The sequence below is a fragment of the Candidatus Nitrosopumilus sp. bin_32a genome, from assembly GCF_054095935.1.
In genome coordinates, this window is sequence record NZ_JBSWSN010000005.1 from 147,994 (window position 1) to 174,010 (window position 26,017).

Annotated in this window: 37 protein-coding genes and 1 tRNA gene; 22 read left to right on the top strand and 16 right to left on the bottom strand. The window is 34.0% G+C overall.

Going from position 1 to position 26,017, the window contains the following annotated elements; all coding sequences use genetic code 11:
• Positions 1-12 precede the first annotated feature (12 nt).
• The 3 genes from ACW9XH_RS05615 to ACW9XH_RS05625 form a co-directional block, all read right to left on the bottom strand.
• Entirely contained in the window at positions 13-525 is a 513-nt protein-coding gene (locus tag ACW9XH_RS05615) for a hypothetical protein (RefSeq protein ID WP_457759659.1), read from the bottom strand.
• A gap of 48 nt (positions 526-573) precedes the next feature.
• On the bottom strand, positions 574-711 hold the full coding sequence (locus tag ACW9XH_RS05620; RefSeq protein WP_457759660.1) for a hypothetical protein: 138 nt from the start codon (positions 709-711) through the stop codon (positions 574-576).
• Positions 712-796: 85 nt separating this feature from the next.
• The gene (locus ACW9XH_RS05625; RefSeq protein ID WP_457759661.1) at positions 797-1,117 is read right to left on the bottom strand and encodes a hypothetical protein; all 321 of its coding nucleotides are present in this window, start codon (positions 1,115-1,117) and stop codon (positions 797-799) included.
• Between the two features lie 472 nt (positions 1,118-1,589).
• Between ACW9XH_RS05625 and ACW9XH_RS05630 the strand changes: the two genes are divergently transcribed.
• Genes ACW9XH_RS05630 through ACW9XH_RS05640 form a run of 3 tightly spaced genes read left to right on the top strand, consistent with a single transcriptional unit; the run spans position 1,590 to position 4,788 of the window.
• Positions 1,590-2,513, top strand: coding sequence for a tRNA (adenine-N1)-methyltransferase (locus tag ACW9XH_RS05630; protein ID WP_457759662.1), 924 nt, complete (start codon positions 1,590-1,592; stop codon positions 2,511-2,513).
• Between the two features lie 53 nt (positions 2,514-2,566).
• Complete coding sequence (locus ACW9XH_RS05635; RefSeq protein ID WP_457759663.1) at positions 2,567-3,430, top strand: NAD(P)H-hydrate dehydratase; 864 nt, start codon at positions 2,567-2,569, stop codon at positions 3,428-3,430.
• 5 nt (positions 3,431-3,435) lie between these two features.
• A complete protein-coding gene (locus ACW9XH_RS05640; RefSeq protein ID WP_457760022.1) occupies positions 3,436-4,788 on the top strand; it encodes a M20/M25/M40 family metallo-hydrolase in 1,353 nt (450 codons plus the stop codon).
• On the opposite strand, the gene ACW9XH_RS05645 is transcribed toward ACW9XH_RS05640, so the two are convergent.
• Positions 4,785-5,201 (bottom strand): DoxX family protein, encoded by a 417-nt coding sequence (locus ACW9XH_RS05645; protein ID WP_457759664.1) that lies wholly within the window; start codon positions 5,199-5,201, stop codon positions 4,785-4,787. The genes ACW9XH_RS05640 and ACW9XH_RS05645 overlap by 4 nt on opposite strands.
• 94 nt (positions 5,202-5,295) lie before the next feature.
• Here ACW9XH_RS05645 and ACW9XH_RS05650 point away from each other — a divergent pair, with 94 nt between their 5' ends.
• Positions 5,296-5,892 (top strand): proteasome subunit beta, encoded by a 597-nt coding sequence (locus ACW9XH_RS05650; RefSeq protein WP_457759665.1) that lies wholly within the window; start codon positions 5,296-5,298, stop codon positions 5,890-5,892.
• Positions 5,893-5,918: 26 nt separating this feature from the next.
• Here the strand turns inward: ACW9XH_RS05650 and ACW9XH_RS05655 are convergent, their stop codons facing one another.
• The 5 genes from ACW9XH_RS05655 to ACW9XH_RS05675 form a co-directional block, all read right to left on the bottom strand.
• Entirely contained in the window at positions 5,919-6,395 is a 477-nt protein-coding gene (locus ACW9XH_RS05655; RefSeq protein ID WP_457759666.1) for a PUA domain-containing protein, read from the bottom strand.
• Positions 6,392-7,402 (bottom strand): homoserine dehydrogenase, encoded by a 1,011-nt coding sequence (locus ACW9XH_RS05660; protein ID WP_457759667.1) that lies wholly within the window; start codon positions 7,400-7,402, stop codon positions 6,392-6,394. The genes ACW9XH_RS05655 and ACW9XH_RS05660 overlap by 4 nt, the downstream gene beginning before the upstream one ends.
• Positions 7,403-7,526: 124 nt before the next feature.
• Positions 7,527-7,937: a peptide-methionine (R)-S-oxide reductase MsrB gene (msrB, locus tag ACW9XH_RS05665; RefSeq protein ID WP_457759668.1), complete on the bottom strand. Its 411-nt coding sequence runs from the start codon at positions 7,935-7,937 to the stop codon at positions 7,527-7,529.
• A 36-nt stretch (positions 7,938-7,973) separates the two neighbouring features.
• Positions 7,974-9,593, bottom strand: a complete 1,620-nt coding sequence (locus ACW9XH_RS05670) for an FAD-dependent thymidylate synthase (protein WP_457759669.1) — start codon at positions 9,591-9,593, stop codon at positions 7,974-7,976.
• Between the two features lie 32 nt (positions 9,594-9,625).
• Positions 9,626-9,919 carry a hypothetical protein gene (locus ACW9XH_RS05675; RefSeq protein ID WP_457759670.1) on the bottom strand — a complete coding sequence of 98 codons (294 nt, stop codon included), beginning with the start codon at positions 9,917-9,919 and terminating at the stop codon, positions 9,626-9,628.
• Positions 9,920-10,052: 133 nt separating this feature from the next.
• On the opposite strand from ACW9XH_RS05675, the gene ACW9XH_RS05680 reads away from it, so the two are divergent.
• A complete protein-coding gene (locus tag ACW9XH_RS05680; protein WP_457759671.1) occupies positions 10,053-10,931 on the top strand; it encodes a CdvA-like protein in 879 nt (292 codons plus the stop codon).
• Positions 10,932-10,986: 55 nt separating this feature from the next.
• Complete coding sequence (acs, locus tag ACW9XH_RS05685; RefSeq protein WP_457759672.1) at positions 10,987-12,906, top strand: acetate--CoA ligase; 1,920 nt, start codon at positions 10,987-10,989, stop codon at positions 12,904-12,906.
• On the opposite strand, the gene ACW9XH_RS05690 is transcribed toward acs, so the two are convergent.
• Positions 12,907-13,437 carry a PAS domain S-box protein gene (locus tag ACW9XH_RS05690; RefSeq protein WP_457759673.1) on the bottom strand — a complete coding sequence of 177 codons (531 nt, stop codon included), beginning with the start codon at positions 13,435-13,437 and terminating at the stop codon, positions 12,907-12,909.
• Positions 13,438-13,475: 38 nt separating this feature from the next.
• On the bottom strand, positions 13,476-14,498 hold the full coding sequence (fen, locus tag ACW9XH_RS05695) for a flap endonuclease-1 (RefSeq protein WP_457759674.1): 1,023 nt from the start codon (positions 14,496-14,498) through the stop codon (positions 13,476-13,478).
• Between the two features lie 112 nt (positions 14,499-14,610).
• Between fen and ACW9XH_RS05700 the strand changes: the two genes are divergently transcribed.
• From ACW9XH_RS05700 to ACW9XH_RS05730, 7 genes are all read left to right on the top strand, one after another.
• Positions 14,611-14,874: a hypothetical protein gene (locus tag ACW9XH_RS05700; protein ID WP_457759675.1), complete on the top strand. Its 264-nt coding sequence runs from the start codon at positions 14,611-14,613 to the stop codon at positions 14,872-14,874.
• A 53-nt stretch (positions 14,875-14,927) separates the two neighbouring features.
• A tRNA-Ser gene (locus ACW9XH_RS05705) sits at positions 14,928-15,009 on the top strand.
• A gap of 96 nt (positions 15,010-15,105) precedes the next feature.
• The gene (locus tag ACW9XH_RS05710) at positions 15,106-15,291 is read left to right on the top strand and encodes a hypothetical protein (RefSeq protein ID WP_457759676.1); all 186 of its coding nucleotides are present in this window, start codon (positions 15,106-15,108) and stop codon (positions 15,289-15,291) included.
• Positions 15,292-15,336: 45 nt separating this feature from the next.
• Positions 15,337-15,984 (top strand): nitroreductase family protein, encoded by a 648-nt coding sequence (locus ACW9XH_RS05715; protein WP_457759677.1) that lies wholly within the window; start codon positions 15,337-15,339, stop codon positions 15,982-15,984.
• Between the two features lie 51 nt (positions 15,985-16,035).
• Positions 16,036-16,269: an Lrp/AsnC ligand binding domain-containing protein gene (locus ACW9XH_RS05720; protein WP_457759678.1), complete on the top strand. Its 234-nt coding sequence runs from the start codon at positions 16,036-16,038 to the stop codon at positions 16,267-16,269.
• Positions 16,270-16,291: 22 nt separating this feature from the next.
• Positions 16,292-16,468 carry a hypothetical protein gene (locus ACW9XH_RS05725; protein ID WP_457759679.1) on the top strand — a complete coding sequence of 59 codons (177 nt, stop codon included), beginning with the start codon at positions 16,292-16,294 and terminating at the stop codon, positions 16,466-16,468.
• A gap of 66 nt (positions 16,469-16,534) precedes the next feature.
• Positions 16,535-16,915 carry a hypothetical protein gene (locus tag ACW9XH_RS05730; protein WP_457759680.1) on the top strand — a complete coding sequence of 127 codons (381 nt, stop codon included), beginning with the start codon at positions 16,535-16,537 and terminating at the stop codon, positions 16,913-16,915.
• Positions 16,916-17,070: 155 nt separating this feature from the next.
• Here ACW9XH_RS05730 and ACW9XH_RS05735 read toward each other — a convergent pair whose 3' ends face one another.
• The gene (locus ACW9XH_RS05735) at positions 17,071-17,406 is read right to left on the bottom strand and encodes a hypothetical protein (RefSeq protein WP_457760023.1); all 336 of its coding nucleotides are present in this window, start codon (positions 17,404-17,406) and stop codon (positions 17,071-17,073) included.
• Between the two features lie 62 nt (positions 17,407-17,468).
• Complete coding sequence (locus ACW9XH_RS05740; protein WP_457759681.1) at positions 17,469-17,921, bottom strand: SRPBCC family protein; 453 nt, start codon at positions 17,919-17,921, stop codon at positions 17,469-17,471.
• 77 nt (positions 17,922-17,998) lie between these two features.
• Here ACW9XH_RS05740 and ACW9XH_RS05745 point away from each other — a divergent pair, with 77 nt between their 5' ends.
• The 4 genes from ACW9XH_RS05745 (at position 17,999) to ACW9XH_RS05760 (ending at position 20,452) form a co-directional block, all read left to right on the top strand.
• Complete coding sequence (locus ACW9XH_RS05745; RefSeq protein WP_457759682.1) at positions 17,999-19,279, top strand: exonuclease SbcC; 1,281 nt, start codon at positions 17,999-18,001, stop codon at positions 19,277-19,279.
• 31 nt (positions 19,280-19,310) lie between these two features.
• A complete protein-coding gene (locus ACW9XH_RS05750; RefSeq protein ID WP_457759683.1) occupies positions 19,311-19,709 on the top strand; it encodes a Mov34/MPN/PAD-1 family protein in 399 nt (132 codons plus the stop codon).
• A 77-nt stretch (positions 19,710-19,786) separates the two neighbouring features.
• A complete protein-coding gene (locus ACW9XH_RS05755; RefSeq protein ID WP_457759684.1) occupies positions 19,787-20,125 on the top strand; it encodes a hypothetical protein in 339 nt (112 codons plus the stop codon).
• A 9-nt stretch (positions 20,126-20,134) separates the two neighbouring features.
• On the top strand, positions 20,135-20,452 hold the full coding sequence (locus ACW9XH_RS05760; RefSeq protein ID WP_457759685.1) for a hypothetical protein: 318 nt from the start codon (positions 20,135-20,137) through the stop codon (positions 20,450-20,452).
• Positions 20,453-20,457: 5 nt separating this feature from the next.
• Here ACW9XH_RS05760 and ACW9XH_RS05765 read toward each other — a convergent pair whose 3' ends face one another.
• Positions 20,458-21,825, bottom strand: coding sequence for an ABC transporter permease (locus ACW9XH_RS05765; protein ID WP_457759686.1), 1,368 nt, complete (start codon positions 21,823-21,825; stop codon positions 20,458-20,460).
• A 269-nt stretch (positions 21,826-22,094) separates the two neighbouring features.
• Here ACW9XH_RS05765 and ACW9XH_RS05770 point away from each other — a divergent pair, with 269 nt between their 5' ends.
• Together ACW9XH_RS05770 and ACW9XH_RS05775 are read left to right on the top strand one after the other, a co-directional pair.
• Positions 22,095-22,718: a YIP1 family protein gene (locus ACW9XH_RS05770; protein WP_457759687.1), complete on the top strand. Its 624-nt coding sequence runs from the start codon at positions 22,095-22,097 to the stop codon at positions 22,716-22,718.
• A gap of 92 nt (positions 22,719-22,810) precedes the next feature.
• Entirely contained in the window at positions 22,811-23,233 is a 423-nt protein-coding gene (locus tag ACW9XH_RS05775) for a hypothetical protein (protein ID WP_457759688.1), read from the top strand.
• A gap of 38 nt (positions 23,234-23,271) precedes the next feature.
• On the opposite strand, the gene ACW9XH_RS05780 is transcribed toward ACW9XH_RS05775, so the two are convergent.
• Entirely contained in the window at positions 23,272-24,327 is a 1,056-nt protein-coding gene (locus ACW9XH_RS05780; protein WP_457759689.1) for an ABC transporter permease, read from the bottom strand.
• A gap of 94 nt (positions 24,328-24,421) precedes the next feature.
• Here ACW9XH_RS05780 and ACW9XH_RS05785 point away from each other — a divergent pair, with 94 nt between their 5' ends.
• From ACW9XH_RS05785 to ACW9XH_RS05795, 3 genes are all read left to right on the top strand, one after another.
• Entirely contained in the window at positions 24,422-24,784 is a 363-nt protein-coding gene (locus ACW9XH_RS05785; RefSeq protein ID WP_457759690.1) for a CxxC-x17-CxxC domain-containing protein, read from the top strand.
• An 80-nt stretch (positions 24,785-24,864) separates the two neighbouring features.
• Positions 24,865-25,059 (top strand): YwbE family protein, encoded by a 195-nt coding sequence (locus ACW9XH_RS05790; RefSeq protein WP_457759691.1) that lies wholly within the window; start codon positions 24,865-24,867, stop codon positions 25,057-25,059.
• Positions 25,060-25,207: 148 nt separating this feature from the next.
• Positions 25,208-25,453, top strand: coding sequence for a hypothetical protein (locus tag ACW9XH_RS05795; RefSeq protein WP_457759692.1), 246 nt, complete (start codon positions 25,208-25,210; stop codon positions 25,451-25,453).
• 1 nt (position 25,454) lies between these two features.
• On the opposite strand, the gene ACW9XH_RS05800 is transcribed toward ACW9XH_RS05795, so the two are convergent.
• Entirely contained in the window at positions 25,455-25,790 is a 336-nt protein-coding gene (locus tag ACW9XH_RS05800; RefSeq protein WP_457759693.1) for an arsenate reductase family protein, read from the bottom strand.
• Positions 25,791-26,017 lie beyond the last annotated feature (227 nt).

Consider the following 26,017-nt stretch of genomic DNA (forward strand, 5'->3'; position numbering starts at 1 on the left):
TCGGTGTTCTGTTTAACCATACATTGACTTGTCAATTGTTGCATCTGTTGTGTTGTTTTGTGCTGAAAATCCACTAAAATTAGATCGAAGAATTTTTTGAACGTGGCCTGACACTCTTGCTACATTATCCCATGTATTGTGAAATGAAACTCTGTCTAGAATTTCTTCATCTATATGAGAAAATATTGCCAAACCTGCAATGTTTTCTCCATTTTTAATCCATTGGTGTCCAACATTGCATATTGTACAAATCTCACTAATCTCCATTATTGCTTTAGAAAATGATTGATTTTTCATTACCAATAATTTTGCATCTTGTGCTGGGAATCGCATGTTTACATTTACATGAACTCTGTCTGCCCTGTTTGCATTTTTACTCACTATGACATTTGATCCGACATGAAACTGCCAATCTATGATTTTGCTTTTCTCTTTAATTTTTTCAGTTTGATCCTCATAATTGATATTTGTGACTTTGATAAATTTTTCAATTAACTCTTTCATTTCTTGAGATGTTTTTGTCATATTCTGATCATTCCCTGGTTGATATATTCATGTTATAGAAAAAAAGAATTAATGGCTGTGTCCACAACCACAGGAATCATGACCTTCATGTCCTTGGGATTCAGTTCCTGCACATTTGGAACATTTGTCTGCACCTGTTGGGGAAAAGAAACCAATTCCACATGATACACATTTTTGATTTGACATAGTGTTTGTAAAAAATTGCCGTATTTAATGAATACGCATTATTTAGGCTGATAAAAATAATGCAGTTTGAAATTTAGATGTATGTCTAGTCCTTTTTCTCAAATACTCTATATTCTCCGATAATTGAGTTACACTTGTGACAAGTGTATTGACCTCTTTCTATCAGAGTTAATCCATCTGCAACTATTTCGTTTGGTTGTTCTTCAATTTGTATTTGAGTAGGTCCACCAAACTCTGAATTACATTGTTTGCAAAAGTGTTTTAACATTTTTGTAATATCAATTTTTTCCAGTGATGATAAAAAATGTTTATCCATGTTTGGAACAAGTTTTGATTTAGTCACTTGCTCATTAGTTAGTTCTGCATTTATCCACCCACCTGATCCGTCTAATTGTATTTCTGTCAATTTGATATGGTATTTGGTTTGCTATTAAAATACTATTTGAACTGGATTAATGGATATTTTTATTTCCACAACGGAAAAAAAGTCAGTCTCCTTTACTATGGAGACTCTGAAAATGCATTAACTAGTTTATGTGAGCATAGGGCTCTTCCAGCTAACACCGCGAGATGTCTCTGACTCATTGAAACCAATACGTCTAGGTTTTTGTTAAAAAACCAGAATCAAAAATAATTACTTTTTGGTTAAATTTCTAAACGTCCGATCAAACAGGATTGTTTATTTGATGTATTTTTATTCTCAAATTTTGCTCACACTTTAACAAGAGACAGCTTCATAATTCGGCAATGTTCATCAATTTTGAGGAAATCAGAGAGAACCCGTTGATATAATCATCAGCACGATACCTTGATTTTCAAAGTAAATAAAATTTTGAATTAACCAGTAGATTCTTATCTAAAATTTTGAGGCAAAACACATGGCTAAAATTAAGAATAATTCTCCAGTGTTATTCTTCTATAATAATTCAAAAAAATGGTTAGCTAAAATTTCTAAAAAAGAATCCTTTCACACTCACATTGGTGTAATCAAACACTCTGATGCAATTGGTAAAGAGTATGGTTCTAGATTGATGACAAACAAGGACAAGTATGTCTATCTTTTGCAACCTACAATGTATGACTATGTGATGAAAATCCAACATGGCACACAAATTGTTTATCCTAAAGATATTGGATATATTATTGCAAGAGCCGGTATTGGCGATGGACAAAAAATCTTGGAGATTGGAACTGGTAGTGGTTCATTGACTTCGTTTATAGCTAGTGTTGTAAAACCACGTGGACATGTGTACACATTTGATGTTGATGAAAACTTTATGAAAATCGCTGAGAAAAATATCAAAAAAGCAGGAGTTTCCAAATATGTCACTCAACATAATTTAGATTTGAAAACTGCTAAAAAAATGCCTTTGGAAGAAATGGATATGGCGATAATTGATTTAGGTGATCCTTGGATTGTGATTCCTCAAGTTAGACAGATGCTAAAGGGTAGTGGAACTATGTTTGCTATTTGTCCTACGATGAATCAATTAGAAAAATTGACGATGGCTCTAGTTGAAAATGAATTTACTGATATTGAATCAACTGAACATATTATTCGAACTATTGAAGCTAGAGAGGGAAAAACAAGACATTCTTTCCAAGGGATTGGTCATACCACATATCTCTGCTTTGCAAGGAAGGCCTTTTTTGATAGGGAATCTCGAAAATCTGCCGATGCCCAAAAAATTTCTGAAACTACAAAGACAGTTCCTTCAAAAACCGGCAAAAAAACTAGCACTAAAATAACAAAAAAGACTAGTGCAAAAACCACAAAAAAGGCAACCAAAAAACCTGTCTAGTCATTTGATACTTTAAAACAAGATTTATTCATCGATTTATCAGAGTGTATAGTATGGTGAGAAAGAATCTAACTGCATCTATGGTTAAGAAATTCATTCCTGCCCGAAAATCAAAATCTAGAAAAGGTGATAATGGAATTGTTCTAGTTGTTGGTGGAAGTTACATTTACCACGGTGCTCCTATATTATCTTCACTTGCTGCATTGAAATGTGGCACTGATCTGGTTTACACCTCTGTTCCTAAAGTCAATGTAACTCCAACACGTGCAGTTTCTCCAAACCTGATAGTAATTCCACTGGTTGATCAAAAGCTGACATTAGGTGCAGTAAACAAATTGATTGGCGCTTTACCTCGTAATTTACATTCTGCAACCATTGGAATGGGGTTGGCAATACAAGAAAAAAACTCGTTGTTGCACTTTGTAAAATCATTGTTAGATAGGGATGTCCGACTATCTCTAGATGCCAGTGCATTAATTCCTGATGTTTTACCTCTTTTGGCAAACAAGAATGTTGTAGTGACTCCACATGCTGGAGAATTCAAAAGATTGTTTGGTGATGTTCCACCAAATTCTAAAAATGAGAGAATTAAACTTGTAGAAATAAAGGCAAAAGAATTTGGAATTACTGTTTTACTAAAAGGCGCAACTGATATTGTATCTGATGGTACTACGACATATCTGAATGAGAAAAAAACTCCTGCAATGACTGTTGGCGGAACTGGTGATGTCTTATCTGGATTAGTAGCTGGATTATTATCTAACAACAGAAATCCTTTAGAGTCTGCAGCCGCAGCCACATTCATCAATGGGTTGGCCGGTAAATCTGCCCAAAAACGATTAGGATTACACATGACTTCGATGGATCTTTTAGATGAAATTCCATCTGCAATGAAGCCTTTTGATAGAATAGTATGACTAGGATGATTGTAACAAAGTATGTGGATTCTCATATGGGTGAACTTGTTTCAGATTTACAGACGTTAATTCGTCAGCCAAGTGTTTCTGCAAAAAATGAAGGCATTGAAGAATGTGCATCACTTGTCCAAACGTTGCTAAAAAAATCTGGAATCAAATCAGAACTTTTAAGATTAAAGAAAGGTGTTGCACCAATAATTTTCGGTGAAGTGAAATCAAAACAAAATCCCCGAAAAACTCTAATGTTTTACAACCATTACGATGTCCAACCTGCAGAGCCTTTTGATTTATGGGATGATCCTCCATTTAGTGGCACAAAAAAAGGAAATAAAATCTTTGGACGTGGTGCAACTGATGATAAAGGGGAATTAATCACTCGAATCAAAGCAGTTGAAGCATGTTTGAAAACAACTGGTGATGTACCTTGTAACATAAAATTTGTAATTGAAGGTGAAGAGGAAACTGGCAGTGCTCATATTGAAGAATATTTAAAAAAATACAAAAAGAAATTTTCTTGTGATGGTGTAATCTGGGAATTTGGTTACGTTGATGCAAAAAACAGGCCTATCATAGGACTTGGAATGAAGGGATTGCTTTTTGTTGAATTGTCTGTGAAAGAATCTGTCAGAGACGCACATTCAAGTTTGGCAGTATTAATCAAAAATCCTGCATGGCGATTAATTGAGGCTGTACACACACTCAGAAATTCTGATGGAAAAATTCTCATCAAAGACTGGTACAAGGAAGTATCTTCTTTATCAAAAAATGATTTGAAAATAATCCAAAAAGAACCCTTTGATGAAAATGCATTCAAAAAAGAATTTGGAATCAAATCTTTTGTAGGTGGCAAGAAAGGAATGGATGCAAAAAAAGCCCTAGTTGGAGACGCCACCTGTAATATTGCAGGTTTTATTTCTGGCTATGCTGGTGATGGTGCAAAAACTGTTCTTCCTGGTGATGCATTGGTGAAAATAGATTTTAGATTAATTCCAAAAATGGATCCGAAAAAACAGGTATTGCGATTAAAAAATCATCTAAAATTAAATGGATTTTCAGATGTTAACATCAAAGTTTACCATGGTGAGGCAGCAGCAAGAACTGATTCTTCACACCCCTTTGTATCTCAAGTACAAGATGCTGCAGACAAGTCTTTTGGTAAGTCTATTCTAAATGTCTCGAATGCTGGTACTGGCCCAATGCATCCTTTTGTTGAAATTCTAAAATCTCCTTGTATCTCTATAGGCAGTACATACATGTTTTCACGAATTCATTCACCAAATGAATTTGCAAGAGTTGATTTACTAAAGAAAACTACAAAGTGCATGTGTGAGATAATGAGTAATTTTGGAAATTCCTAATGGAGACATCTGGGTAATTTTTTGATGATTTGAGCAAGTGATATTCTGCCTGGCCCTACTATCATAATTACAAGTACTGATGCAAGTAAGATCAAATCTAGTTCTACTCCTCCTTTTCCTATGATGCTTGATGCTCCTTTAACCATGAAAATTGCACCTAGCATAATGATTGAAATTAATGATGCCGACAGTCTACTGAAAACTCCAATTACTATTAAAATTCCTGGAACTAATTCAGCTAATGCTATGGGAATTTGCAGCTCTGCTGGTAACCCCATGTTTGGTAAATTCTCTGCAAATCCTGGACTGAATTTTGAGATTCCATGAAGTATAAAGATCACACCAATTGCAGATCTTAAACCTATGAATACAATATCGTTTAGAATTTTTTCTCTAATCTCAGCAGAAGTCATGTTTCTATCTTAAATTTTCAGTATAATTATTTTGCCCACAAACCACACGTCAAATGTAGAAAGCCCTTTATTATGCGGTAAAATTATTTGAAATATGTCAATGTATATGCCAGGAGCAACTGCTGTTGGAATTACTTTTGATGGTGGTATTGTTCTTGCAAGTGAGAAAAGGATCGCATTTGGAAACTTTTTAGTAAGCAAGTCCACAAAGAAAACATTCCCTATTACTAGCAAAGTCGGCGCAACTTGCGCTGGTCTTGTAGCAGACATGCAAATTTTAACTTTACAAATTTCCGCTTTAGCTAAAATTAGAAAAATGGAACTCAAAAGAGATGTTCCTCCTAACACCGTTGCCAAAATGATGTCAAATATGATGTATGAAAGAAGATTTTATCCTTTATTGACTCAGGTAATTGTTGGAGGTGTAGTTGACAAGCCAATTATGTATACGTTGGATCCGTTAGGGTCAGTACTTCCTGATGAATACGCTGCAGTTGGAACTGGAGCTGAAATGGCATTGGGTGTATTAGATCCACAATTCAAACCAAATATGAGTAGAGATGAAGCTGTAGATTTAGCTAAACGTGCAGTTCGTTCAGCAGCTCTTAGAGATTCTGCCAGTGGGGATGGATTAGATATACTTGTAATCACAAAAGATGGTACTGAAGAATTCACCGAAGATATTAAATAAAAAAATTCTTTATTTTAAAAATTATTTCAATCGTAAATTATTTTTCCTGTTTCCCAAAATCTGTCTGATATGTAGTGGATATTTTTTATAACTTCCCCTTTTTCCATACTTTCCAATTCTGAACTATCTACCAGTGCTTTCCCAACTGCCAAAAATTTGTGTTGAGATTCCTCTACGATACACACTAGTTTGTCTTTTTCAAATTCTGTAAATTCTTTGATTCCTGGTCTCATAAGATTTGCACCTTTGCACATGAATTTCACTGCTCCCATATCTACTGTAACTGCTGGAAATTTCTTTAACATTTCAATCTCTGTTAAAAATGGCAAGTAATCATCATCCACTTTTAATATTTTTATTCCATCTCCTGTGATAATTTGTGCATCGTCTAAAATTTGATGAACTTTGACGTTTTTGATTTTAGGAAATTCCATCCCCCATCTTTCTGAAACTGTTTTTAAAAGTGCATTAGTTTCACTTTTTGAAATTAAATTGGATTTCAATCTCTGGCAATCTCTTGTCTGATGTCTAACAGGTCCCTGAGGATCGAACTAGCTGTTTCCATGCCTCCTGCACCTTTACCGATAATTGTTTGAGTACCTGAATGTTCAGATGTGAAGGCAATTGCATTTAATGTTCCATTTACGCAGAGTGGGTCGTCATTTGATACTTCCTTTGGTTCTACCACTAGTTCTTTGTTGCAAGATGCAATTAATTTAATTGCACAATTATTTTTAGCAGCCTTTTTGATATCCTCCACTGTAACTTTTCGTATACCTGTGCAGTTGATGTCTGGAAGTGTTACTTTCATTCCCATAATCCAGTTTGCAAGGATGACTAGTTTTGCTGCAGCATCCAGTCCGTCTAAATCTAATGACTCATCAGCTTCGACATATCCTTTGTCTTTTGCATCTTTTAGTGCTTCTTCATATGTTATCCCTGTACCCATATTAGTTAAAATGTAATTTGTGGTTCCATTTAGAATTCCAGCAAATGATGTTATTCTTTCCCCACTTAGACTATTTTTTGCATAGTCTAGAATCGGGGTTCCTCCTCCCACAGTACCGCTAAATTTGAAAATAACTTGATTGTATGTTGCAAGTTCAAGAAGTGATGGGAATGCTAAAGCAAGTGGTCCTTTGTTTACTGAAATTACATGCATGCCCTTTTTCATGGCTGTAGTGATGTGAGTCATTCCTGGTTCTGCATCTTTGTAGTTACTTGCAGTAGTTTCAATCAGAACATCTGCTTCCACGTTTTTTAACATGTCAATTCCAGACATTGAATTTTTTGTATCTGCATAATTTTTTACAGTCCCGAATTTTTTCTTTACATCTATGAGTTTCTCAAAATTTAATCCTGATGGATCTACGGCACTTCCTTTACTGTCAAAGACCCCTACAACTCTTGGTTTCAATCCATATTTTGCATAAAGATCCTCTGCCCTGGAATCAAATAATTTTACTAAGCTTTGGCCTACAACCCCAAAACCACATAATATGATTCTCAAATCATTTCTTTCCTGTCTGTCTCATTATTGTAATTCATGATATTATTCTTGATTTTATTATTCTTAATTGTGTTTTATTAATAATTTTTGAATATTCTTTCACAACTAACATGCCTTTCTTAATCTATTGTTGAATATCTTCATCTTTTTCATGCTGTAATGAAATTGAATTAATACAATATCTTTGATTTGTGGGTTTTGGACCGTCATCAAACACATGGCCTAAATGAGCCCCACATTTGTTACAATTGACTTCTGTACGAACCATTCCGTAAGCCGTATCTGAAACATATTCTATCTTGTCTTCTGAAATTGGCTGCCAAAAACTTGGCCATCCTGAACCTGAATCAAATTTTGCATCTGATGAAAAAAGTTCTTCCCCACAACACGTGCATTTGAATGAGCCCTCTAGTTTAGTATTGTTGTATTTTCCAGAAAAAGGTGGCTCTGTTCCGTGGTTGATGCAAATTTCATATTGATCTGGAGTCAGTTCGTTTTTCCATTCTTCAGGATTTTTTTCAATTTTCTCTGTCATGATATTTTTAATTTATTCTGATATTAGAATATTTTTCTATTTTTTCAATTTCTTTCTCTTTTCTTCCGTTCTTTTTTCAGATTCAAATCTTTCTAAATCATATTCTTTCATATCTACATACTTCATAATTTTACATAGATTTGGATGAACTTTGTTAATTTCTTTGAACATTTGTTGTGCAACTCTTCTATAATCTATGTGCCCTTGCGGAACTGTTCTTAATTCAATAAGGTGACATGCTTCTCTTAGATTGAATTTCATAAAATATGGGTAGTTGTATCCAAAGTTTACTACATACTGTCCTTGTTCTGGATGTTTTGTTCTAATTTTGTCAAATGTTTCTTTTGTTTTATTCATACAATCCTTGAAGTCTTTCTCAATTCCTAAAACTTTGATTTCATTTGGCATGTTGTATCCGTGGTCAGTTGTTAACAATTGTCTTTCAAGAGTAAGTGCCCTATGTCTATGCAAGTCCCTAAACATTCCAAAATTATTGCATAAATCAAATGTATAGTAGATATTTTCAAAAGCTCTTGAAGGTCTATGGCGTCTGTTTGTACGAATTTTTGCAAATTCATTAATTATGTTGATTTTTCTCTCTTTTGACCATTTCCTTACTTGTTGCAAAATATCTTGGTATGATGTACTAGGTGATTGCTCATACATTATACTGGTAATGATTGTATCTAAGGCGCTTTTTTCTGATTCGTAATCTACAAGTTTTGTAACTGTTCCTTTTTTTGGGTTTGACTTGATTTCTTTACCCGCAATTGATTTTGTTTTATTTTTTACATCTTTGAGATATTTTTGGAATGCATTGCCATATTTGTCGTCTGCTCGTCTCACAAATGATTTGATTGTAGTATCTAGTTCTTTCTTGATTTTTGAGGCTAAATCTTGCTCTTCTTTTAGTTCAGATGCTCCTAGAACTGTTAATAGATATTCAAACGCTCTTCCGTTTCCAGTAATTCCAACATTGGTCAAAGTCGAAGCTGGTAATAGTCCCCTAAGAATGTCGAGAGCTTTGGCTTTAGTGGATCCCTTGTAGATCATATTTGCAGATTTTATATCTGATTCATTTTTTAATTTAGAAAATAATTTTTCTTTTCCATCTTTTGAATCTTTGAAACTATATTTTTCTATTGGATACTTTTCTCTGACATAGTTAATCATCGGTTCTATGTTTTTTGAATAAATGTCAAATGAAAAATTACAACTTTCTTCATACATATCTGCAAAACGGGATTTCATAATTTCAGGATCTCTGTAGAATCTGTATCTTCCATTTTCTTTTTTATTCCATGCAACATATCTTGATGATTTTTCTAAATATGATAATCCAATTCGCCTGTCTTCAATTTTTTTTACTGCGATGTTTGACAATCCTTCAATTGCAATTTGCGCTTCGCCTAACTCTGCAACAGAGTCATCACCGTATTCTAAAAGTACTCTGTTGTAAAATTCCTCTCCTCTATTTTTATTTTGTAAAAATTCATCAAGAAAAATACGTCTCATGCTTTTGTCAGTTCTACTGTATCTTGACATCAATGCGCCACGATCAACTTGTCGTGGGGTGATTATTGCAAATACACTGTCTTCTGTATTTGAAAAGTGATCTGACAAGATCTTTTTTTCTTTACTTGAAAACTCTGACAATACGACTGTGCTGTTTCACAATTATTAATAGTCTATTTCTTTTTTCCAATTTGAATTAGATCGGGACCTTTTTCTCTGTCTTTGTCTTGACCTTTTGCTTGCCATCTTAGTAGCACTTGTTTGAATGATTCGGCGTCTGCTTCATTTTCAGTGTACAATAACGTTGTAACCCAAAATCCTTTCTTTGCAGTTTTCCCTCCAATGGAGTTCATCCAGAAATCATTTGGCAGGGTCTCCATTGCCTTGTTATTTGGATCCTTTGTAATCTCAATCCATCTGCTGGCAACAAAATTCAGAATTTGTTCAAGTTCTTCTTTTTGAATCATGAGCCTAGTATTTTGTCTCTAAATTTTAAAATTGCTAAAGATTCTGCTGTGAGAAGTTTGTGAATTTAATCTTACCAAAACTAAAAACATTACTTACACTTTGTCGGTTATACAAATCTCTAAACAATCACACATGACAAACGACGATATCGAAATCATCGGTAAAAATGTCAAAGACATGTACGGAACATTCATGGGTAAAGTCGTAGGAACAATAACTGATATCGACGGAAGTATTCAATCCGTTGGAATTGACTGCGGTTCACAAGGATTACAGCAAATCCCATATGAACAATTAGTAGCTCAAGCAGAAGTTGTTATATTTATTCCAAAATGGAGACTCGACTCACAAAGACTCATTCGTGAAAAACAATTAACTCTACGTCGATTGAAAGCATTGATTGACATCGTTTCAGAAAACGATGATATGAAAGCAGATGCTGAAATCATTCATGAAAAATACAAGTCAAAACTTGTATCATTAGATGAAACAGAACGTGAAATCAAAGCAATATTGGAAACAAGATTGACAGAGTTAGATGAACAAATGAAGTCTGCAAAAATGTTATCGTTTGATGCAAAAGTACAATACAAGAGCAATGAAATCTCTGATGCAACATTTGAGACTGTGAAATCATGCACAACTGAGGTAATTGAGCATGTAACTCACGAAACAGCAGAAATCTCAAATGTAAAGAGTAGAATTGCAGATCTTGAATTGGAAGTGCAAGAGATAACAGCCCCTCCAACACCAGACATCCAAGAATCAGCCGTTTCATATCTGGAGACTTCTGAACCCGAACAAATAGTTCAGACTATACTTCCAGAAGTACCAATCCAATCATCAGTAATACCTTCAGAACCAATTGAAGCCTATGGTACCCCTATACCACAAACTCCAACTGAAACTGAAGTGACATTTGCATTCCCAGAACCACCCCAACAGGTGACAGCAGATACTTCAAAAGACGACAACGACAATGATTGGCTTGCTAGAATGGAAGCACAATAATTTTTTTATCTTATTTTTTTAACATTTAGAAAGATCTAACTTCATACACTTTTTGATGTCTGACGTTTTTCATATTGGACTGGGTAACAATGATGATGCTTTAAGAAAAAAGGCGGATCTTGATTTTGTGTCCTTTTGGGATGATCAGGCCAAGAATTTGTCATGGTTCTCCTCATGGGAAAAAACACTTGATTGGAGGCCTCCATTTGCTAAATGGTTCGTTGGAGGCACGATTAACGCCTCGTACAATGCTCTGGATATACATCAATTATCAAAATCTGATAAATCTGCGATTTTATGGGAGGGTGAAAACGGCGAATCTAGAAATATCACATATGGTGAAATGTTCACTCAAGTTAAGAAATTTTCAAATGTACTCAAATCTCTTGGTGTCACAAAAGGTGATAGAGTTACAATTTATCTTCCTATGGTTCCAGAATTGCCCATTGCAATGTTGGCATGTGCTAGAATTGGTGCTGTACATACTGTAATTTTTTCTGGGTTTAGTGCAACATCTATTAAAGATAGGGTTTCTGATTCACACTCCAAAGTTGTCATTACTGCTGATGGCGGGTATAGACGGGGAAAGACTGTTGCTCTAAAAGATGTAATTGATGATGCAATAGGTGAATTGGATTTTGTTGAACATGTGGTGGTTCTTGAGAGGACCAAAAATAAAATTTCAATATCATCTAAAGACAAGATGTGGACAGAATTGATGAAAGATGCTTCTGATTCATGCGCATCTGAAGAATTGCCAAGCGATCATCCTCTTTACATTTTGTATACTTCTGGGACTACTGGAAAACCAAAAGGTGTGTTACATGGCACTGGTGGTTATCTGACACATTTGTATTCTACATTCAAGTGGGCTTTTGACATTAAAGATTCAGACGTATTTTTTTGTACTGCAGACATTGGTTGGGTAACTGGTCACAGTTATGTTGTTTATGCCCCCCTTCTTCATGGTGCAACACAAGTGATGTATGAGGGCGCCCCTGATTTTCCTGATGCGTCTAGAATGTGGGAAATTTTACAAAAATACAAAGTTACAATATTTTACACTACTCCAACTGCACTGAGAATGTTTATGAAATTTGGTGATGATATTCCAAACTCCTTTGATCTTTCATCATTAAGATTACTTGGAACTGTAGGTGAGCCAATAAACCCTGAAGTTTGGAAATGGTATTTCAAAACTATTGGAAAAGAAAAATGTCCTATTGTTGATACTTGGTGGCAAACTGAGACAGGTGGTATGCTGATTTCCTCTCTCCCTGGACTGGAAACCATTCCCCTCAAGCCTGGCTCTGGAACACTGCCAATTCCAGGTGTAGATATTGCAGTAGTTGATGAAAATGGAAACGACGTTCCTGCAAATACCAAAGGGTATCTTGTAATCAAAAATCCTTGGCCTGGCATGCTTTTGACATTGTGGGGTGATGATGAAAAATACAAGAATGTTTACTGGTCAAAATATGAAAATTATTACTATCCTGGTGATTATGCTCTAAAAGATGATGATGACTATGTTTGGTTATTGGGTCGTGCAGATGATGTTCTAAAAGTTGCAGGTCACAGAATTGGAACTGCCGAACTTGAGAGTTGCATGGTGTCGCATCCCAGTGTCGCAGAATCTGCAGCATGTGGTATTCCTGATGACGTTAAAGGTGAGGTGATTATTGCATTTGTTGTTTTAAAACAAGGCATTTCAAATGATTCTGGTATTTTGGAAAAAGAGTTATCTGATAAAATTAGAACTGATATTGGTGCAATTGCAACTCCTAAACAAATCTATTTTGTTTCTAAATTGCCAAAAACCCGTAGTGGAAAGATAATGCGAAGATTGCTAAAAGCAATTGGCAATAATGAAAAAATTGGCGATGTCAGTACGTTAGAAGATGGTACTGCCATAACTGAAGTTCAACAGGTTTTTGATGAACTGCAAAAATCAATCCGAGAAAATTCTAAATAATTATTTTTTTAAATCATCTAATTTAATTTTTGACAACATTTCAAACATTTCTTCTAGTCCGTCATATTCTGATTTTGAGTTTTCATCAAATTGATCGTATTCCTTCTCTTTGATTTCTTCTAATCTTTTAATGGATACTTTGAAAAATTCTTCGTATTCTTTAATTTTTTCATCTGACATTTGCGCCAAATCAAAAATGACGGTATTGCTTCCAAGCAAATTTTTATTTTCATCATACAGGCTAGTTGCCTGCAATAATCCTGAAAAAGTCTCACCATTTTGTTTTTTGAATGTTATTTTTCTATCTGTCACTTTACCTGTGTCAAACCATATTTTTAGAGAATTATTCATGTCCTCCCAAGAGTCTTTTGGAACGTGCTCAAAAATTGATTTTCCAAGAATTTCTGACTTTGCATACCCTAAATTTGCAGCATATGTTGAATTGCAGTCTAAAATCACGCCTATGGAATTGATTCTCCTCCACATAATTGGAGCATCTTTCAGTGTTTTCCTAGCTTCTGTTTGGGGCATTTTTTAAAATTATATTGACTAGTTATTAAATTGAAATCTTAGAACCATTGATCGAGATTTTGGCTCTTTTTCTCCAATGCTTTTTTCAATCTGTTTAATGTTGATAAGACTCTGTCTTCTGAAAACCCTCTCTCTTTTACTAGATAATTTGTCACTCCTTCATAATCTACTTCATTAAATACGATCTCATCAACGTCTGCAACTTCTGGATTTAGAAATATTTTTCTTATTTGTTGAAAATCTATCTGTTCTAATTGTTCTTGAATTTGTGGGATGTCTTCTAATCTTGAATGTTGTTTAATTAGTTTCATTGCTGTCTTTGGACCAATCCTCTCAAAACCATTGGGATTAAAATCAGTACCAATCAAAATTCCTACATCTATCAGTTCTTCTCTAGTCAATCCAATTGCGTCTAGAGTTTTTTGTGTTTCAATAATTTCTGGAAGTATGTCGATGTATGTATTTCTGTTTGGAATCTTACGTCTTCCACTGCTTGTAAAATTTCTTACTAGTCTTTTTGCACCACATAATATTGAATCATAATCTTGACTTGCAGAAGCATATGCTTGACCTGTATTTGTTAAATGAGCTGCAGTTGCTTCACCTTCAGACGGTGCTTCGATATATGGAATCCCAAAATAAGTGAGAAATTGTTTTGATTCTTTTACCATCCCGTCTTTCATGCTTGTAGTTTGTTGTGCAAATTTTCTTGCATCTTCCATATTTCCTTCTGCAACTGCTTTTTCGTATTTTACGGTAGCATCTCTTTTGATTTGTTTTCTACGTTCAATTTCAGCTGTTTTTAGTGATGGTGGCTTTCCATCAAACACGTATACTGGTTTAATTCCCAATGATAGAAAATTCACATTTCTATAAAGCAAACCACTTAGATGGCTAGTAATCCTTCCTTCGGCATCTGTTAGCTGTAATCCGTCTGGCCCTCTAATGCTTGCTAAAAATTGGTAAATTGCATTGTATGCATCTATTGCGATTACTTTGTTGGAAAATGCCTCAAGTGTGGTTTTCTCTCTAATTACCAAATCCTTTAGGTTTAATCCCATGGAATTTGTTGCTATTTTGAGGTATTTTGTGTTTATCCCTAAGAATTGATCGATGTTTTTGATGTGTTAGGCTAAAATCGATTTTAATATACAAATAATTCTGTGATTGTTATTGTTCTATGACTTTCCTTTCCGTCTAAAAGACAAAATTTTTGAAATACGATGTGATTCTGATAACGCTGTTGTGATGATTGTCTCTTACTTTCCATTTTCTAAATCTGAACAGCAAGAAATCATTTCTATTTTGGGTATTGATGGTTTTACTGGATTTAATTCAATTTTTACAGATAATGTTAGTGATGACGAATGGAATAAAACAAAGGATCAAATTAAAAAAAAATTCAAAGATGAATTATTTGACATTGATGATGTCTGATCTTATTCTTCTTTTCTGATTTGCTTTATTATGGAGATGTTCTGAGAAAAGATGCCGAGATAGCCAAGTAGTACGGCGGCCGTCTCGAAAACGGCTACGCGCAAGCGTGCGGGGGTTCGAATCCCTCTCTCGGCGTTATTTCAAATGTTGAGGGAATCTCAAATTTACTCTGACAATACTGTTGGATGTTAGTTCAAAATGTTTAAACTAACATGATTGCTTAAACTTGTCATGGCTGGAGAAACTGAATCAAAAATTCAAGATTCTACTCTTTCTACTGCCGAATTAATTTCTCATTTTAGAGAAAAATGTAAAATTTGCGGGCATCATCGAATAATGCACAATGAACTAGGGGCATGTGAAGGCGTAATGAACAAGCCTTGTACCTCTGGCTGTGATTTGTTTGAAGTAGAATAAATGATGTTTCTAATTCTTTAATAGGATATTTTTTGTAATCTCTTTATGGATTTAGAAAAAGATGGGGAGAAAATTTATCCATTAGGGTATGAACCTCAAGAAACACCAGATGTTGTAGATGACAATGTTCGGAATAATTTACTTGATTTTATACTAAAATCTGGGCCTACCGAAGTTGTAGATACTGATTTGTTTGCTGTAATGGCAAAAAGACGCTCAACAAGAAAATTTGCCGATAAACCTGTTGAAACTACAAAAATTGATAAAATAATTGCAGCGGCAGACACTGCTCCAACTGCTGGGAATTTCCAAGGATTTGAAATATTTTATGTAAAAAGTCCTGAAAAGAAAAAACTACTAGTTGAAGCCTGTAACAAACAACCCTACGTTGATGCTCCCGTGGTTCTTGTTTTCTGCAAAAATCCTGCAAGGGTAAAGTTTGATTTTCCAGATGATGTTCTTAAAAAATTTGCCATCCAGGATGCAACTCTTGCTGCAGGGTATTCCCAGCTTGCAGCTCAAGCTTTGGGATTGAGTTCAATTTGGATTGGAATGTTTGATGAGCAAAAAGTAATGGGCATACTGGGAACTGATCTGGTGCCTTCATCTGTATTGTGCATTGGATATCCTGAGCAAACTAAATTCCCAAAACCCAGAAGAAATCTTAAGGATCTAGTTCACGTCGCTTGGTAACTTCAATTAAAATTCTCCATCTTTAAATAATCATAGTTTATTGTTTAGTTCATGACAGATGCATATGTGATGCTAAATTGTGAGCTTGGTGCTGAAACTGAGATCATAGAACAACTCAAAGAACTTGAGCAAGTAGTTGATGTATTTGAAACCATTGGAACTCATGACATGATGGTAAAATTACAAGCTGAAAATTTTGAAAAAATCCGTGAGATTGTTTCATGGAATATTCAAAAACTAAAAAACGTTCGTTCTACAGCCACTTTGATAAAAAAAGATAATTAAGATTAGAACCTAGGTGATTCAAATGGTTGATGAGAAAAATGAAATTGAAAAATTAATTGATAATATGATTATTAGCGGTGATGAATTAGTTGATAATCTAAAATCTGTATTGCCTAATTCGTTATCTGAATCCATGGTGATGTTTCATGAATCCAATGTTGCAAATCTCAAAAAAATTAGAACGTTTTTGAACAAATAGTCTTGGTAGTGTTGAGCCTGATGATTACTACTATATCTTTTTTAATCATTATTTGAGATATTTGCCATGGGAAGATCTAGAACTATTGCCATCACTGTAGAAAAAAAAACAGGCGATGCATTTGATGCCATTTTGAAGATGCCTTCAAAGATGATGCCTGATGCACAAATCAATGATTCTGGTTGGTGGTCTTTTACTGGACCTCATGGAAAATCAATGCTGAAATTCAATGAAAATAAATCCCTTGGAATTTTAGACCATCAATACGTTGATGAGGAATCTGCATGGGATGTCCCAATGAGAGTTGTTTCAAACGGTGATGTTTCTGAAGTTATAATTACTTTGAACAAACCTGATGAAATCACTGATGAGCAATTTGATCAAAGAATGGCAGAGCTTGGCGAGATGTTCAATTCTATGAAAAACATCATAGAATCTGAATCTTAGAATTCTCTCGGATGTAGCCTGAAGAAGTACAAATCATTCTTCAAGCTTAAATGCAAATTTTGTAATAAAGAATAGATAAAAATGCCATATGAAGAAGTGTATTTCCAGAAAATGGAAGATGAAAAATCGAAGAAACTAAAACCTAAAAAACAAAACTAATCTTTGTTTGAGTCATCTGAATTGTTATTTTGATTATTTCCAGGCCCTACCATGTCTTCAGGTTTCACTCTGTTATCCCAGTCTCCTCTGACGCCTTTAATTAGGGAAATTATTCCAGCTGCAATTAATCCTAAAACCATTCCAAAGAATACGGTTTGATCAAATATTTTATACGAACAATTAATTTCTACTGGAGGGGAATCATCATAATACTCGTAACATGTCCCAAATTCATTTGATTCTAAAGTGGCAGCTTGAAAATTATGTCCAAATACACCAAGGATGAGAAATCCTACAAAGATTAGGATAATACCTGCAATGATGAATCGCATGTCGCTCATAATTTTTTTCCTGATTTATCGTATTTACATTTTGACCTTGAGATATTCTAGTGTTATTTTTCAAGAGATTCTTTGAGGTTCTCCAGCGATGCCTCGTAAAATGCTGCCATGAACACTATGAAATCTAAAAATTCTTTTTCAGACATTTTCTCACTATTGAGATATGATCTCCATGTCAATTCTATGCTATTTTTTGACTTTGGTTTAATTGAAATTGTTGCAACATATGCTCTTAATGGCAAGCCATCAGTTGCGACATATGTGAAATATTCGCCTTTTTTCCACGCAACAACATGTTCTTCAATTTGATTTCCATCTTCAAATGTGATTAACCTAACTGCTCCTACATCTGTTTTTTTCTTTGACAGGTATACTGTTTTTTTAACATCTACTACCCAAGTAGGCAATCCTGCAATATTGCTAATTTTTCTCCAAACTTTGTCTTTTGAAGCATTAATTTTGATTGTTTTTTTAACAGTTCCAGTATGAAATGATTTTTTTACCATGTTCCTGTCAGGAAATTGCTGAATTTTAAATTTTAGTTGAAGAACCATTTTTAATCCCCTGAGGAGAAAGAGATCCCATGGTCTTTGGCTGGGGGAAAAAGAAACAAGAAGAAACACCTGTTGAAAAAATCCTTCAAAATAAGGAAATTTTACTTGCTGATGTTCCTAAAATTATAACTGATCTCTCAACTTTGAGAAAATCTCAAACTTTGTCTGAAATAAATGATTTAAGAAACAAAACAGAGCCTCTGATTAAAGAATTAATGAAAATTGGCAATGTTCTTGAAAAAGATAATCTTAACATGGATGATGTTGACAAACATCTTGCAATCATTGTAGTTAGAGGCAAAAAACAAGTTATTGATATGATCAAAAAAGATGTTATCTCATTACCCAAAATATCTTCTTTTGAGGATGCTGAAAAAGTAAATTCTATGCTAAATCTTATTCTTAAAAAAGTGGGTGATGTGTTGGGACGACAAACTAGAGTAATCCATATTTTTGCCAAAAAATATGCCACACAATTAAAAGAAAATCTTGCAGTGATGAATTCTAATCATTCTGAGATCAATGATTTATTGAAAAATTACAGTTTTACAAAATCCCTTGCAGATGAGATACACGCTAGATTAAATGAAATTAAAGAATTAACTAAATCACTTGATGAAAAAATTAAAAAAATCTCTGAAATTAATAACGACCTTGATTCTACTCTTGATGAAATATCTGTTCTTCAAAATTCTATTGATGAAACAAAATCTTCTGAAAACTATAAGAAATATCTTATTTTAAAAAACACTCTTGATGAATTTGCTGAACAAAAATCTGTGATTAAAAATCAAATTAATACACAATTTACAAAAATATCTCGTCCCTTGAGTAGATATGAATATGTTTCCTCTTTGGATAAAGACCAGAAAAATATTTTATCTAATTTAGTTTCTGAACCCTTTGATGTTCTTTCTGTAAACAATAAGGATTCTATAATTCTGATTCTTGAAAATGTTAGAAAAGGTATCGTGTCTGGTTCTATTTCTGTAAAAGATGTAGAAAAAACATCTTTTCAGATCACAGAAACTGAGGAATCTGTGGATAGTTTTATCAAACAAGTTTCAGAATATCATGAAAAATTAAAACAGATGCAATCTGATGCTGATTCTTTAATGCCTGATAATCTGGTTTCTTTGGAATCTGATCTTGCAAAAACTATTTCATTGAATGATGATTTTAAGCTCAAATCTAAAACTTTTCAAGGTGAAATCGATGAAATTAACTCAAAAATTCCTAAATTGGTATTAGAAATTGAAGATAAACTAAGAGAGTTTTCAAATACGAAATATGTCATTTCAATGTCTTAAAATTAAATTAGTTCTAAATTGAATACTTTTTGTGTTATTCAAAAAGAAAAAATTTGAGCGTTCTGTATTATTGAAAAAAGAAGTTCTGGATAGTATATTGTCATTTTGTCAAATGAAACATCCTAACGAGGGAATTTTGATTTTAAAAGGAAAATCAAAAAATGGTGAAATAAAAATAGATGGGCTAGTAATTCCGCCATTTAGTGAGACAGGTCCTACTTTTGCCGGATTCCCACATTCGTTCTTACCTTTTGATATGAGTTATCTTGGAATTGTACATTCTCATCCTAGTGGTTCGGCAGAACCTTCTGTAACTGATTTACATAATTTCTTTGGCTTGGTTTCAATAATTGTAAAATCCCCTTATGATGATGATTCTATTTTTGCATGGGATAGTAATGGGAACTCTATTCCACTTTCAATTGAATGAATTTACAAAAACTCTGCTGACCTGCCTGGATAAAATTGAAGAAACTTTATAACCGTTTTAAAGATACTTTTATTGAATTGAATCCTCAGCTTAAACGATATTATATCTTCTTAGGTGCTTCTTTGGTATTTAGCATTGGATTACAAATCGGTTTGGGTTATCTTGGTGTTCCATGGTATATCAGCATTGGAGCAGTAATGGCAATTTTCATTTTACTGCCTATGATTATGAGGAGAAGACAGATGAGTAGTATGGGAAATTATGGTGGAGATTCCGGAACTGGCGGTGGATTTTTTGGAGCAGGTTCACAAGGTGGTTCTGGTGGCGTCCGATATGTTTGTCTTGTTTGTAGCAACAAACACAAAGGTGGTACTTGTCCACGATGTGGTTCCAAAATGCAAAGAGCAGACTTTTAGTTGGCAAACATGGCATTAGAAGAATTAAGAAAAAAAGTCCTATATCAAAACTCTATTGAGATATGGATTGGAATATGTAAGGAAAAAAGCATAGACTGGGTTGACACTGAAAATTATAAAAAGTTCATTGCTTTTCTCCTAAAAAATAATCTAAACATGAAACAAATGTCTATCTGCTTTGATGAATCCGATAAAGCATCTGAAGGAGGTCATAGTAAAAAAGTATTTGCTAATAAATTGGCGGCAATCAATGATGAAAATTCGGCATGCTATTCAATAAAATTGAACGATAGTGCCATTGAATTAATTCGAAAATTTGACCTCTAGTATTATTACCGTTTTAACTTTGGATTGACAATTGCATCTAATGCGTTTCCTATAAACACAAATGCAAGACCTGTAACTGCTATCATTACTCCTGGAGGCATGATCCACCACCACATTCCTCTGGCTGCTGCCCCAAACGTGTTGGCATCATGTAAAATTTGTCCCCATGTTGGAAATGATGGATCTCCCAACCCTAGAAAACTAAGTCCTGCCTCTGTAGTTATTGCGGCAGGAACTGAAATTGCAATACTTGCAAAAGCATATGGTAACAATTGCGGAACGATGTGTTTTAAGACAATTTTAGAATCTTTCTGACCCATCATTTTTGCAGCATCTACATAGCCTCGAGTTTTTATTTGAAGTGACATACTTCTTGATACTTTAGCAATGCCTACCCATCCAAAAATCATCAAAAATCCGACCATGACAAAGATGCTATTGCTGATGGTTACGGATAGGATGATTAGAAATGGCAGTGCAGGTAATGCGTAAATTACATCATTGAATCGCATCATTGCTTCATCTGTTTTTTTGCCCTTGTATCCTGCATACACTCCATAGAGCAAACCCATCACCACGGATGCTATGGATACCACTAGGCCGATAAATAATGCAAGTGGTGTTCCCCAGAGTAATCCTATTGCTAAATCTCGTCGTAATTCATCAGTTCCCATTATGCCAAATGCCTTACCTCCAATGATTAATTTCGATTCGTGGATTTTGTTTTCAGAATTTACTCCATACATGTCGACAGAAAAAACATAGTTCCCTTTCAGTGGCTCATTTCTTTGAATTTTGGAAAATACTATGTCTTCTGCAGACAATCTTTCAAATTCAAATTCAAATTTTTCTGATTGTAATGTTAGATTTTTCTTTATTGAATCATCTGTGGAAAAAATCCTCTCACTGTGTGTCGTTTCTCCATTGGAATGCGGTAGCGATGTTGTTAGTAAATCCAGTTTAATCCCGTCTGGCCTAATGACTGACATTTGTAATAGGGGTGAGCCTGAATATTCTGAGGAAAATTCATAGATGAAATCATTTGGGAAATCGTCATAATTGAAATTCAATCCAAATTGATGTGATATGAGATTAATTTCATTACTTGAGACTTTTTCTATGTTGGGATTTTCTAAAATTTTATGTTCAGGAATTTTTTCAGTCATGAATATGTTTACCCAAATTGGAATTGCAACTTTTGGATTTGAAATCCAATTCCCTGGATTATTCCACTCTTGAAATGTTTCTACAGGAATAGTGATTATTGCAATAATTGATGTTAAAATTAGAATTGAAAGAATTACTATGCCTACAATTCCCATTTTGCTTTTGAGAAATTCTTGCTTTATTTCCTGTGGTGTGATGTTGCTCATTGTCCTGTCCTCACTCTCGGATCAATTCGTACACGATCATACGTATTCTTGAATTTGATTTTTTTAAACTGTGTCATTTCTCGCAACTTTGACATACTAATTTTGCCTAAATTATTAACAATTTGTACGGAAATCAAGGCTAAAAAATACAAGTATACGTGAAATCATGTACTCTTCAAAATCCCTTCGAACATTAATCTAATCTATGACTAATGTTATCTGAAATAACATACAGATGGTAATGTGTGAAAATCATAAACAGAATACACATGAAAGTTTCTCTAATCAAAGATCTCATCATTCATCCAAAGGAAGCATTTATTGAAATTACTGAAAATGAGAACAAATATTTTGGAATTGCACTCGTTATTGTAGGAATTTCTCTAATTGTAGGATTATTTGAGTTTGGCAATTTAATGAGTGTTTTAGTACCTGACACTGAAAACAAAACAACTGGATTTTATTTCTATTCTATAGTATCTGCCGTTTTAGGTCCATTCCTTACGGCATGGTTAATCCTCAAACTTTCTAAGAAACTAAACAAAACACAATCAAATTTTAGAAGAGTTTTTTCTGCAATACAATTTTCCTATATTCCTAGTTTATTGATTGGTACTCCTATTCAGGCAATTGCAATTATTTTATTATCTGATTATTTAACTATGGGAGGTGTTTTTAATTCCATACCTCTAATTGTACCCTTTACAATTCCATTTTCAATATGGACGCTGATTCTCTGGATTATGGCATGCAAACAAAGCTTACAATTAGACACTACCAATGTGATTGCAGTATCAATTTTGATGATGATCATTATGACGATAATTTTTGTGCCAATCAGCATTTTGTTAATTGGTTCCCCAATTTCAGCAGGTTGGTTTGATATAAAATGAGAGAAATTTTCTATAGTTTAGCAATTATCTTTGTTTTTATATTAATATCGCAAATTTTGATTTCAGAATCGCATGGGTTGTCTACTACATACATGGGAGAGATAATTTCTGAACATACAAAAGGAATAGACAACAGACATTTGGCAAAAAAAGCGGTACTTAATGAATTAGAAAAAAGAATTAAATTTTTTGATGAAGAACATGTGGCAAAAATTAAACAAGATTTAGACAAAATGACATCAGCTAATGATTTGCATAGTATTGATGCACCAGAGTATCAGGTATTTGCAATCTACAATTACTATGCACTAAAAGGAGAATATACTATGTATGCAATTGGAGCAGGCTCTGAACTTTTTTCACCTTTACGACAAGTTGAGGAAAGAGATCCGAAATATGGAATTAATTGTTATAAAGGATTAGAATTAATTTTTAAATCGTCTGATAATTCTCCTGCATGTGTTACATCATCTACTGCTGAGAAATTAATTCGACGTGGTTGGGTAAATCCGTAATCTATACAAAATTATCCAAAAATATGCCTAAAAATCACTCAAGAGTCCGTGGAAGTGCGAACTCTCGGATCAAAGTAACCATAAAGTAAATCTGCAATGAATATGCTGATCAGGAAAAATACCGTCAGGAGATATGTGGCTCCAATTATTACTGGCAAGTCCATGACCGTAATTGCTTCAAAATACAATCTTCCCATTCCTGGCCAGTCAAAAACAGCTTCTGTGATTATTGCCCCTCCTAGAGATCCAGATAAGCTAAGGGCCAAAATTGTTACAATTGGCGGGGCTGCATTTTTTAGTGCATGTGTGTAGATTATTTTCTTTTGTTTGATTCCTATTGTTTTTTTTGCCATGATAAAGTCTTCTTGCATAATTCCTACCATGAAGTTTCTTACCAAATATGCCCATGATCCAAACCCAATCATTACGATTGTGATCAATGGCAATGCCATGTGATATAGTAAAGATCCAATGTATCCTGGATCTGATGTTGGAATATCCGGAGTTGCTCTTGCTGGAAATATTTGCCATGTAAATGCAAATAAAAATATCATCAACATTCCAATCCACCATACTGGAAAACTAGAGCTGATTATTGCAAAACTCGAAGTAATTCTGTCTATCAGTGACCCTACTTTGCTACTTGATAAAGCCCCAAGAAATATTCCTATGATTGATATGATTATTGTTGCAGTCGTAAACAACAAAATTGTTCTGGGAAGTTTCTCAAAAAGTATGTCTTTTACATCTGAAGAACCTTCATCGCTAGTCAGAAATGTCGCATGTCCAAAATCCAATAATAGTATTTTGTACATTGTTACCCCAATTCTTTGAGGCGAATACCACGGCTCATCTAGTCCTAACACTTGTATTCTTTGATCAATCTGATTTTGAATAAATCCTTCAAATTCATCTACAGATGAAAAACTTTCAGCAATTGCTGGGTTCTCTGTTATCTCAGATCTTACTTGAAATACAATCCCTTGTTTTAGAATTGTATCCATGTTGGACCCCACTAGTACAATTGTAATCAGTAATGTGATCATTAAAACACCAAACATCGTGGCCATCCGTGTGGCGATGTATCTTTTCATGCCCAATAATCTGAAGGCACAAAATTAGTTTATAACAATAGATGTTTTTTCCCACAGTTTATTACTACACAATACTACCGAGATTTAGAAAGACATGTCCTTTGATAGAGAAGAAAGAGAAATGCACACCGCAAAATGCGGTGACTGTGGAAATGAATGTCAAGTACCATTCAAACCAAAAGAAGACAGACCTGTTTATTGCAGAGAATGCTTCCAAAACCACAAACCTGAGCCAAGACAAGGCGGGGGTAGATTTGGTGGAAGATCCGGCGGTGGAAGATCTGGTGGATTTGGTGGAGATAGAGGTTCTAGATTTGGTAACCGAGACGACAGACCACGTGAAATGCATGACGCAAAATGTGGGGATTGTGGTAATGATTGTCAAGTACCATTCAAACCAAGAGAAGACAGACCTGTTTATTGCAGAGATTGTTTCCAAAACCACAAACAAAATTAGAACAACCGTTTTGAGTAATTTTCAAAACTCTTTTATTTTATAAAACAAAGATTTAGAATCTTTCATTATTCCTAAACAGTATGGGTATTACTCCATTAAGAAACAAAATTGCTGTTGGAATTGCAGTACAGATAGTACAAAAACAAGATCAGCTTACAGGAAAATTAACCGTTGGAAAGGTTAAACGAATTTTAACATCCAGTAATTTTCATCCTCATGGAATCAAAGTTGAATTGGATTCTGGGAAGATTGGCAGAGTTCAAAATATAATTTAAAATCAGACGAGAGTGAAACGAATTCTAGGCTTTACTAGGGCAGAAAAGCAAGTCTCTCGTCTGTGTACTATAGGCAATCAAATAATATAAACATTTTATGAACTTATGAAAAATAACAGATAAAACTTTGTAGTTTTCTTGATTTTATATGAGTGCCAATACTATTCGAAAAGCCAAAAAGCTAGTTGAAAGTGGGGGTGTGGTAAAAATTGAAGATGACTTGTTTCAAATAAAATCTTCATCTGATCCTGAAAAATCATACTTTGTGACCTCTGACACATGTGAGTGCCCTGGGTTTAAAAATTTCTACAAATTTCATCATGGAAAAGGACTAAAGGCTAATTGCTCTCATTTAGAGGCAATTCGAATATTTGAAAATGAGCATTCTGAATAAATCATTTCAAGTTTTTAACATCTATTTTTCCAACAAATGCGTTGTTTTTTGTTAGAATAATTGGACGTAAAATTAATCCTGGGTATTCAATCATTAGTTTGACTATTTGAGCATCTGTCTTTTTTTTGTTTTCTAAATCTAGTTCTTTGTACATTTTATCCCTTTTTCTGAGTAATTCTGATGGTTTTTTACCTGTCATTTTAATTATTTTCTTCAGTTCAGTTTCAGTAAAAGGATCTTTAAAGAAATCTCGTGTCTCAATATCTGCTTTCATTCTCTCAATACCTGAGATTATCTTTTTACAGGTAATGCAAGTTGATTTATGATATACTTTCAATTCATATCTGTTCTTTAATTTAGATTAAAAATTGTTTAGGAAAATAAATACTGCTACCACGCACAACAAATGGTTCTTTTAAAATCTCCAAGCTTCTTTTAAAATCATATTCTTTACATGCCTATCCTCTTCTATTTTTTGAGAATTGAGAATGATTATTTGTAAGAAATTGAATACCATTTTTGCCACATGAATGGCATGCCGATGAAATATCTATCGACATCAAT